Annotated in this window: 6 protein-coding genes and 1 pseudogene; 4 read left to right on the plus strand and 3 right to left on the minus strand. The window is 62.8% G+C overall.

Annotation, left to right across the window (positions count from 1 at the left end):
* Positions 1-144: 144 nt before the first annotated feature.
* On the minus strand, positions 145-4,245 hold the full coding sequence (locus NA637_RS22800; RefSeq protein ID WP_256074819.1) for a CheR family methyltransferase: 4,101 nt from the start codon (positions 4,243-4,245) through the stop codon (positions 145-147).
* Between NA637_RS22800 and NA637_RS22805 the strand changes: the two genes are divergently transcribed.
* Positions 4,148-4,477 carry a hypothetical protein gene (locus NA637_RS22805; RefSeq protein ID WP_256074821.1) on the plus strand — a complete coding sequence of 110 codons (330 nt, stop codon included), beginning with the start codon at positions 4,148-4,150 and terminating at the stop codon, positions 4,475-4,477. The two genes, NA637_RS22800 and NA637_RS22805, sit on opposite strands and share 98 nt — an antisense overlap.
* Here the strand turns inward: NA637_RS22805 and NA637_RS22810 are convergent.
* On the minus strand, positions 4,464-5,840 hold the full coding sequence (locus NA637_RS22810) for an L-serine ammonia-lyase (RefSeq protein WP_256074815.1): 1,377 nt from the start codon (positions 5,838-5,840) through the stop codon (positions 4,464-4,466). The two genes, NA637_RS22805 and NA637_RS22810, sit on opposite strands and share 14 nt — an antisense overlap.
* A 194-nt stretch (positions 5,841-6,034) precedes the next feature.
* The gene (locus NA637_RS22815; protein WP_256074816.1) at positions 6,035-6,991 is read right to left on the minus strand and encodes an NAD(P)/FAD-dependent oxidoreductase; all 957 of its coding nucleotides are present in this window, start codon (positions 6,989-6,991) and stop codon (positions 6,035-6,037) included.
* A gap of 533 nt (positions 6,992-7,524) precedes the next feature.
* On the opposite strand from NA637_RS22815, the pseudogene NA637_RS22820 reads away from it, so the two are divergent.
* The 3 genes and pseudogenes from NA637_RS22820 (at position 7,525) to NA637_RS22830 (ending at position 9,800) form a co-directional block, all read left to right on the plus strand.
* A pseudogene (locus NA637_RS22820) lies at positions 7,525-7,910 on the plus strand (hypothetical protein).
* Between the two features lie 31 nt (positions 7,911-7,941).
* On the plus strand, positions 7,942-8,382 hold the full coding sequence (locus NA637_RS22825) for a CopD family copper resistance protein (protein ID WP_256074817.1): 441 nt from the start codon (positions 7,942-7,944) through the stop codon (positions 8,380-8,382).
* A 167-nt stretch (positions 8,383-8,549) separates the two neighbouring features.
* Positions 8,550-9,800, plus strand: a complete 1,251-nt coding sequence (locus NA637_RS22830) for an acyl-CoA dehydrogenase family protein (RefSeq protein WP_256074818.1) — start codon at positions 8,550-8,552, stop codon at positions 9,798-9,800.
* Positions 9,801-9,999: the final 199 nt, after the last annotated feature.

The following is a 9,999-nucleotide window of genomic DNA, read 5'->3' on the forward strand; positions in this document are numbered from 1 at the left end:
ATCGCGAACAAGCTCGCTCCAGCGGTGCCTGGGCTTTGGTAGGAACGGCCCATGGCCGCGAACGGGGCCGCACCGATGGTTGAGATCCGGATTCGCGGGCATGGCCCGCTCCTACGATCAGCAGCGAGCCGTGGCTTGGCGGATCTAGTGCACGGCCTGGTTCACGGCATTGATCAGCGCTTGCAGGTCGATCGGCTTGCGCAAGTGCAGGTTAAAGCCGGCGGCCTTGGCTGTTTCCACGTCGCGCAGCGTGCCGTAGCCAGTCAGGGCGATGCTTGGCGTGTTGCGGTTAACGCCTTCGCGAATCGAGGCCATCATCTTGTGGCCGTCGATCCCGGGCATACCGATATCGGAAACGATCACGTCGAAAGCCGACTGCTCGGCCAGCGCGATACCCTGCGCGCCGCCGTCAGCCGTGGTTACGATGGCGTCTTCGCTTTCCAGCAGCTCGCACATGGTTTCGAGAATGTCGGGCGAATCATCCACCAGCAGGATCTTGATGCCGGATAGCGCACCCGCTTCCCCGTGGTTGGCCAAGTCACCCAGTTCGATTTCGGTCTGCAGGTGAATCGGCAGCCAGATGCTGAAGCGCGCCCCCCGGCCGAGGCCTTCGGAGAAGGCTTCAATACGGCCGTTATGGGCCTCGATCAGCTGCTTGACCAAGGCGAGCCCGATGCCCAATCCGTGTTTGGAGCGCTGTGCATGCTGCATCTCGGCCTGGCCGAACATGTCGAACACCTTGGGCAGGAAGTCGGCAGATATCCCCTCTCCCGTATCGATGACGTCCAGCCGGGCCTGATCGCCCTCGCGCTCGAGCTGAAGGCAGATACGCTCGCCGCCCTTGGTGAATTTCCAGGCGTTGTTCAACAGATTCCAGATGACCTGCTCCAGTCGCGTCGGGTCGGCACGAATGTAGATCGGCTGCTCTGGCTTGAAGGTCTCAAAGATGATGTTCTCGGCCTGGGTCAGTGGAGCGAACACCGCCTCGATACCGCGCAGCACTTCCTGGAACTGCAACGTCGAGCACTGCAGTTTCAACTTGCCGGTACGAATCCGCGAGACGTCCATCAGGTCGTCGATGATCCGCGACTGGCTGCGAACGGCGTTCTGGATCGCCTGGGTGGCCTTGCGCAGGTTCGCGGAATCCTTGGCGGCCTGGGATCGCGCAATCAGGTCGGCGTTGAGCTGGATCAGGTTCAGCGGATGCTTGAGCTCATGCGAAAGCACGGCGAAGAACTGATCCTTCTGCATGTTGGAGGCCTGGATGCTCGCCAGCTCGCTTTGTTGCTCGGCATCGCGCTGACGGTCCTCGGTCAGGTCGCGGGCGATCTTGGCAAAGCCCATCACTTTTCCATCGCTACCGATCAGCGGATTGACCAGGCCGCTGAAGTAACACGCCGAACCATCCTTGCGCACATGCCAGCGCTCATCGGTCGCCTGGCCATGCTCCAGCGCACGTTTGCGCTCGGCTTCCGGCACGCCGGCCTTGCGGTCGTCGTCGTTGTAGATCATTTCGACATGCTGGCCGATGGCTTCCTTCTCGGCATAGCCGAAGATGTGTTCGGCCCCGGTGTTCCAGGTCGTGATGTAGCCATCGCAATCCAGCGTGATGATGGCGTAGCCCTTGGTGCTCTGTGCCAGGATCTTCAAATGGGCTTCACCGGCGCGCAGCTCTTCCTCGGCGCGGCGTCGGTCGGTGATGTCGATGAAGGTCAATACGGCGCCCTGAATGCGGTCGTCCAGGGTGCGGTAGGGTAAGAACCTCGCCAGATACCAGCGGTTGCCGTCTCTGGATCCGATCTCGCGCTCGACCAGGTGAAGCTCCTCGAACGCCTTGGCTGCATCGGCATGAAGCTGCGGATAGTCGAGGCGATGGGTAATGTCGAGTAGCGATCGGCCTGCATCATTGCCGATGACGTTGAAGATGTCCCTGGCGCGAGGCGTGAACCACTTGATGCTCATCTTGCGGTCGACAAACACCGTGGCGATGTCCGTTGAGGAGATCAGGTTCTGCAGGTCATCGTTGATCTTGCTGGTCTCGTCGACCTTGGTTTTGAGTTCGAAGTTGACCGTGGTCAGCTCTTCGTTGATCGACTGCAGCTCCTCCTTGCTGGTCTCCAGCTCCTCGGTGGCCGAGCGCAGTTCTTCGTTGATGGCCTGCAGCTCCTCGTTGGAGGCGCGCAGCTCCTCGGTGGAGGTCTCCGAGTGCTCCATGGTGACCTGCAGCCTTTCCTTGGTCTGCTGCAACTCGGCTTCCAGCTGGGTCAGCACGCTGTCCTTGGTGTCCGGGTCCTCCAGGGTGTTGCTGTCCATACAGGCTTCGACTTCATCGAACAGCACCAGCATGTAGTCGCTACCCGCTTCGTTATCGCGGAACGGGCGAACCACCATGTTCACGTAGTAGCTGCGGCCGTCGCGCTCCAGCCGGACCCGCCGCGCCTCGACGCTCTTGCCGGTGTGGGCCGCCTGGTACAGGGCAGTACGCAACTCGAGCCGCAATTGCGGATGCACCAGCGTGGGCAGGTTCAGCGAGGGCTCGCCGCCCACATAGCGCAGGAAATTCCCGGCCCGGTCGGACATGTGCACGATTTCGGCGTCATGATTGACGATGACGCTGGGCGGCGCGTACTGCTCCAGCGCGCGTTGGTGCACATCGGCGAAGGAGAATTTCCGGTTGCGCCTGGACGGTTCGCTGAATGGAGGGCGGCTCGGGGCGCTCAAGGTAAAGCCCTGATAGGGCCCGGCAGGCGCGCGTCGCAGTGAGGACGACACTTCCTTGGCGCGGTAGATACGGTTCTTCTTGTCCACCGGCGTGAATAACTGGCTGCAGGCATCGGCAGTTTCCGAGCTGCCGAGGAACAGGTAGCCGCCGGGGTTCAAGGCGAAATGAAACATGCGCAGCACTTCGATCTGGATGTCCCGATCCAGGTAGATCATCAGATTGCGGCAGGAAATCAGGTCGAGCCTGGAAAACGGCGGATCGCGCAGAATGTTGTGCCGGGCGAACAGGATTCGTTCCCGTAGCTCTTTCTGCATGCGGTAATGATTCTGTTCCTTGGCGAAGTACTGCCGCAGCCGTGCCGGCGGCACGTCCGTGACGATGGCTTCCGGGTAGATACCCGCGCGAGCGGTTTCCAGCGCCCGGTCGTCTATATCGGTGGCAAACACCTGGGACAGGATTTCACCCTTGGCACCGCTGATTTCAGCCTGGTCGGCCAGCAGCATGGCCAGTGAATAGGCTTCCTCCCCGGTCGAGCACGCCGCTGTCCATACGCGCAAGGATCGATCTTCCAGGTCCCGCTTCTGCTCGAACAGCGCCGGGATGACGTCGCGCTCCAGGGCCTCGAAGGCCTCGCGGTCACGGAAGAAGTTGGTCACGCCAATCAGCATGTCTGCCAACAAGGCGGGTGTTTCTTCTGGGTGGCTTTGCAGGTATTTGGCGTAGCTGGGCATGTCGCGCAGGGCATTGACCTGCATCCGTCGTTCGATGCGACGCAGGACCGTGGCTTGCTTGTAGTGTCGAAAATCGTGGCCGGTGCGGGCGCGCAGCGCCGCGAGAATCTCGCGCAGTGCCAGCTCGTTGGGTTTGGATTGGATGTGAGCGTGAGCAAACTCGACCTCGCCCTGTGCCTCTCCGGCGTGCTCGCTGTCGCCTGCCGAGACGATGGGGTCTTGCCGAGCCAGCAGCACTTCCAGGTTATGGCGCAGCTCCACGAGCTTTTGCGGCATATCCACCACCGGCAGAACGATATCGACCAGGCCGGTTTCGATGGCGCTGCGCGGCATCGAGTCGTATTCGGCGTCCTCCGGGGTCTGCGCCAGGGTGACGCCCCCCTGTTCCTTGATACGCGACAGCCCGACCGAGCCATCCGAGCCCGTGCCCGATAGCACGACACCGACGGCGTGGTTGTGATGCACATCGGCGAGGGCGCGGAAGAACAGATCAATGGCGACCTGGGGGCCGCGCTCACGCTCGGGTTTCAACAGGCGCAGATAGCCGTCGTTCATCGACAGGTCCATTGCCGGCGGGATGACATAGATATGGTTGCGCTCGATGGCGGTGGGTTCGGTGATCTGCAAAACGGGCATCTTGGTGACGTTCTGCAGAATCTTGTCGGCATTGCTCTCATGCTTGGGCGAGAGGTGCATGACAACCGCGAACGCCATGCCGCAATCGTTCGGCATGTTCTCGAAAAAAGTGAGCAGTGCCTTCAGGCCGCCTGCCGACGCACCAATCCCGACCACAGGAAATCTCAGCGTGCTTCGGGTCAGGTTGCTGTTCTTGGGCGTTGACGGCTCAGGGCTGTTGCTCATCGATTCCTCGGCGTTTTGGATCCATATGCCTTTCGGCCGGCAGTTAAAAGGGAGACAGCGAGACAGCGAGCGGATTCCTTTGACAACCGGCTGGGGCTGCCGGGCGGATGATAAAGGTTGGTGGGGCCGATTACTGTCCGAGAAAAACTTCAACATTCGATGATATTCACGGCGAGGCCGCCGCGGGCGGTTTCCTTGTACTTGCTCTTCATGTCGGCGCCGGTCTGGCGCATGGTGCGGATCACCTTGTCCAGCGAGATGAAGTGCTTGCCGTTACCGCGCAGCGCCATGCGTGCCGCGTTGATCGCCTTGACCGAGCCCATGGCGTTGCGCTCGATGCAGGGCACCTGAACCAACCCGCCCACCGGGTCGCAGGTGAGCCCGAGGTTGTGCTCCATGCCGATTTCAGCGGCGTTCTCGACCTGTTGCGGCGTGCCGCCGAGCACTTCGCACAGCGCCCCGGCCGCCATTGAACAGGCCACGCCCACTTCGCCCTGACAGCCCACCTCGGCGCCGGAAATCGAGGCGTTTTCCTTGTAGAGGATGCCAATGGCGGCGGCTGTCAGGAGGAAACGCACCACGCCGTCTTCATTGGCGCCGCGGATGAAGCGCATGTAGTAGTGCAGCAGCGCCGGGACAATTCCGGCAGCGCCGTTGGTAGGGGCGGTCACCACCCGGCCGCCGGCGGCGTTTTCCTCGTTGACCGCCAGCGCGTACAGGTCGACCCAGTCGAGTACCGTCAGCGCATCGCGCAGAGTGGCTTCGGGGTGTTCGTTGAGTTGCCGGTACAGCCCGGCAGCGCGGCGCTGGACCTTGAGGCCGCCGGGCATGACCCCTTCGGTGTTGCAGCCTGCCTTCACACAGGCCTGCATCACCCGCCAGATCTTCAGCAGGCCGGCGCGGGTTTCCGCTTCCGGGCGCCAGGCGGCCTCGTTCGCCAGCATCAGCTGGCTGATGGATAAGCCATGCTCGTCGCACAACGCGAGCAGTTCGTCGGCGCTGTGAAAGGGATAGGGCAGGACAGTCTGGTCCTCGACGATGCGGTCGTTGCCAGCGGCGTGCTCGTCGACCACGAAGCCGCCGCCGACCGAGTAGTACTCGCGACTGCGCAACTGCAGCCCGGCCGCATCGAAGGCGCGGAAGATCATGCCGTTGGGGTGGAATGCCAATGGCTTGCGGATGAATTGCAGGTCATTGCCGGTCTCGAAGCGAATGCGTTTTTCGCCCAGCAGGCGCAGCTCGCGGGATTCACGCATCGCCGCCATGCGCGGGGGGATGGCGGCGGTATCGACGTCCTCGGGTCGCTCGCCTTCGAGTCCGAGTAAAACGGCCTTGTCACTGCCATGGCCTTTGCCGGTGGCGCCGAGCGAACCGTACAACTCGACCCTCAGGTGGTCGGTGACGGCCAGCAGGGCGTCACGTCTGAGCCCCTCGGCAAACCGTAACGCGGCGCGCATCGGCCCCACCGTGTGCGAGCTGGACGGGCCGATACCGATTTTGAACAGGTCGAATACGCTGAGTGACATGCAAGGCTCCGAAACGAACAGGCTTGTACAGAGCCTAGACCGTCCGGCATTGGCGAATGCTGACAAAAACGGCAAAGCTGCGCACAGTCCGGCTCGCGTCGTCGCCAAGCAAAAGGTGTCACCCTTGCTTAGGACAAGCAGGCGCTCGTTGCGCTCGAGCCGGGCGCTAGCGCCCGAAACCGCTGGGCGCTTCGCTATCGTGCCGGGTCCAGGGCCGAGCCGCCCCAGGGGTTGGCTTCGAGGCTGTTGTGCACGGCCGTCGCCGCCTGCGCCGCCTGGCCGATGGCAACACTCATCTGCTTCAGGCCCATGGTTACATCGCCGATGGCATACAGGCCGCGCATGGTGGTTTGCAGGTGGTCGTTCACCCAGATGCCGCCGTACTCGTCACAGTCGACGCCCAGCTGCAGCGCCAGGTCGGAGCGATACCGCGCACCGAGGCTGGGGTAGATGATGTCGAAGTGATGCCGCTCGCCACGGCTGGTCAGCAGCTCGATGCCGGTGGCGCAAGGGTGCAGGGATTCCACACGGTCGCTGATCACCCGGATGTCATAGTGCCCGGCCAGCGCGATGGCCTGGTCGCAGGCATTGGGCTCGCCATGCACCACCACCGTCACGCGATCGGTGAAGGTGCGCAGGAACACCGCATGGCTGATGGCATTTTCCGCCTCGCCATAGACTGCGACATTGTCCCCGTCGACCTCGTAGCCGTCGCAGATCGCGCACAACCGCACCTGGCCATTGCCGATGGCCTGCTCGACATCGGGCATGTCCGGCAGGGTGTCCTCGATCCCGGTGGCGAGGATGATCCGCCGGGTCACGCAGGTGGCGTCGCCATAGCACGCGCTGAATCCGTCGGCGTGGGGCTCGATGTGCTCGACCCGGCCGTGCTCGAGCCGCGCGCCATACCCCCTGGCCTGTTCGCGCAGCCGGGCCAGCAGGTCGTTGCCGTTGATGCCCGGCGGGAAGCCCGGGTAGTTATGCGATCGTGGAATCCATGAGGCGCGACTGGAGCCGGCGTCCACGACCATGCAGCTACGGCGGAAGCGTGCGAGATAGAGCGCTGCAGTCAGTCCGCCCGGCCCACCGCCGACAATCAGGCAGTCGATCACGGTGGGGTTCGGCGATGAGGGGGGCGAAAGCTGGTTCATGGCTGATCGGATTGGCTGAGGATGTTGCCTGTAGAAAGGGGCAGCGGAGCGAAAGTTCGGTCGTTCCGATGAGCGAAATGTCCGGTTTTGAGAGCGGGTCGGACATTCTGGTGCTTGTGCCAGCACCAACGATGGCCAAGGCTTTCCGCCTCGGTTGGCAGACACGATCAGTGTCCGGTTCGACGCCAACCGCATTCCAGGCGCCGACCGCCGCAGTCGAGAGGATCCGGCCACTCAAACCGGGCAATCCCTGGCCCGGTTGTGCGGCCATAGACCATCGGCCGACACCCTGTGGCCGTCATCGGATGCCGGCGGCTCATAGGTGCGTTTGCAGCGGATCAGCGGTCGGCCTCCATTGGAAGAGCGATGTTCGTGTCAGGGTATAAAATATTCCAAGGTTGGTAAAAAGAACCTATTCGAATGGGGTAAAAAAGATCGTAGGCTTCGCAATGCCTTGAATTTAAAGGAATATCAAAGCGGCACGCTTCATGACTGTATACAGGGGAACGACCCGGCACACAACGGAGCATCGGATGAGGAATTCAGTCGCTTTGGTTACCTGCGCAACCCTGCTGCCCAGCTCGCTGGCTGGCGCCGACGAGGGGTATCGGCGCGCGAGGATCGCGTCGTCGGTGGCGGTTTCGGTGGGCTCAGCGGGTTCATGCTGGGCGCAGCAGCCGGCGGACCCATCGGTGCGCTGATCGGCGCTGGCCTGGGCTACCTGGCCGGGCAGGGTGTGCAGGAGGCGGCCGGGCTGGAGCAGACCCTGTTTGTGATCGAGAAGGACGGTGGCAGTCGGACGCGGCTGCGGACATCGAACAACGGCCTGGTCGCCGGACAACAGGTGCAACGCGAGGGTGGCGAGCTGACCGCGCTGAATCGCCAGGGCCTGTTCTGCCGATGCCGCTGGCTTTGCTAGGCTGGCCGGCATCACAACCGAAGGAGCCGTGATGAGCTATTCCCTGTTGCATGTCACTCATTTGCTGGCGGCAATCTTCTTCATTGGCACCTTGTTCGTCGAGGTCGCGGTGCTCAGCCGGGTGCGCCAGCACCTCGAGCCGGAGCTGATGCAGCGAGTCGACAAGGCCGTCGGCGCGCGGCTGCGGGTGGTGCTGCACTGGGTCGTGCTGTTTGTCTATGGGGCCGGTATCGGTCTGGCCTGGTTTCACCGCCAGGCATTGGCCGACCCGTTCGCCAGCAGCTTCGCGACCTTGCTGTCGCTGAAGATCCTGCTGGCGGTCGGCGTGTTCCTCAGTTTCGGCTTGGTCGCCATGCTGCTGCGTGGCGGGCGCATGTCGCCGGCGCGCTATCGGCGCATCCACTGGGCGATCTTTGCGCAGATGGTAGGGATCGTGCTGCTGGCCAAGGGGATGTTTTACCTGCACTGGTAAGGGGCTCTAGTGCATCGGCGCCTGGCGAACGATGACCTCGGTCAATTCTGCCGCGCTATCAGTCACCGTGATTGATGGCCGATTCAGCAGCTTTAGGCTCGTTCTTTTTCTGTCGCACCAGGCCTATGGTGAATGCATCCAGACCCGTCAGATCGCCGAGGTATCCGATGCATTTCGCCTATAGCCCAGGTGTCGACGCGCTGCGTCGGCAGCTACTCGCCTTCATGGACCAGTACATCGTGCCGCGTATTGGCGCCTGGCACGAGGAGGTCGCGGCCGGGGCCTATCCGGTTTCGTTCATGGACGACCTGAAAGCCTTGGCGCGTTCCGAAGGCTTATGGAATCTGTTCCTGCCGTCACTAGGCGCAGATGAGCCAGGCATGGGTCTGAGCAACCTCGATTACGCGCCGCTGGCGGAGATCATGGGCCGCGTGCACTGGGCGTCGGAGGTGTTCAACTGCAACGCGCCGGATAGCGGGAACATGGAGCTGCTGCACATGTTCGCCACGCCGGAGCAGCGCGAGCGCTGGCTGAAGCCCTTGCTTGAAGGCGAGATCCGCTCGGCCTTCGCCATGACCGAACCGGACGTGCCGTCCTCCGACGCCACCAATATCCAGACGCTGATTCGCCGTGAGGGCGACGATTACGTGATCAACGGCCGCAAGTGGTTCATCACCAACGCCTCGCATCCCAACTGCAAACTGCTGATCGTCATGGGCAAGACCGACCCGGATGCCGTCAGCCACCGGCAGCAGAGCATGGTCCTGGTGCCGTTCGACACGCCCGGCGTCGAGCGGGTCCGTAACATTGCGGTGATGAATCACCTGGCGCCGGAGGGCCATTGCGAACTCCTGCTGCGCAACGTGCGGGTGCCAGCGGCCAACCTGCTGGGTGAGGAGGGCGGCGGCTTCATGATGGCGCAGGCGCGGCTCGGGCCGGGGCGTATCCACCACTGCATGCGCTCCATCGGCATGGCCGAGCTGGCGCTGGAGCTGATGGTCGAGCGCTGCCAGGAGCGCAAGGCGTTCGGCAAGTATCTGCAGCAGTACTCGAACATCGGCGACTGGATCGCCGAGTCGCGCATCGAGATCGAGCAGGCGCGTCTGTTGGTGCTGAAAACCGCCTGGATGATCGACGAGGTCGGCGCCAAGGCGGCGCGCAAGGAGATCTCGATGATCAAGGCACTGGTGCCCAGAATGCTCACCAACGTTGCTGATCGAGCCATGCAGGTCTACGGCGCGATGGGTTTGACGCCTGATACGCCGCTGGCCGACATGTGGACGGGCGGGCGTACCTTGCGCTTCGCCGATGGCCCGGACCAAGTGCATCTGCGCAGCATTGCCAAGATGGAGATCAAGGCCAGCGAGGCCAATCGTGGCGCGACGGCGGCCTACCTGACGCCACCTCGGCGCTCGTAGGATGGCGTTGAGCGAAGCGATACCCATCAGATTTCAGGGGTTCACCGAGGGGTATCCCAGGCTCAACCCATCGTCTCTGAATCTTCGACACCGAGCGAGCCCGGATCGCCAGCAAGCTGGCTCCTACAGAAGCGATACGTTCCACCCACTGCTCACGAAGCTGACTCAACATCGGTCCGCTTTTCGTAGGCGCGAGCGT

Source organism: Stutzerimonas stutzeri, from assembly GCF_024448935.1.
In the GTDB taxonomy this organism is placed as follows: Bacteria; Pseudomonadota; Gammaproteobacteria; order Pseudomonadales; family Pseudomonadaceae; genus Stutzerimonas; species Stutzerimonas stutzeri_AO.

Coding starts and splice junctions, on each gene's coding strand:
- NA637_RS22805 (WP_256074821.1), top strand. CDS start 4,148: ATGACAACCGCGAACGCCATGCCGCAATCGTTCGGCATGTTCTCGAAA.
- NA637_RS22810 (WP_256074815.1), bottom strand. CDS start 5,840: ATGTCACTCAGCGTATTCGACCTGTTCAAAATCGGTATCGGCCCGTCC.
- NA637_RS22815 (WP_256074816.1), bottom strand. CDS start 6,991: ATGAACCAGCTTTCGCCCCCCTCATCGCCGAACCCCACCGTGATCGAC.
- NA637_RS22825 (WP_256074817.1), top strand. CDS start 7,942: ATGAGCTATTCCCTGTTGCATGTCACTCATTTGCTGGCGGCAATCTTC.
- NA637_RS22830 (WP_256074818.1), top strand. CDS start 8,550: ATGCATTTCGCCTATAGCCCAGGTGTCGACGCGCTGCGTCGGCAGCTA.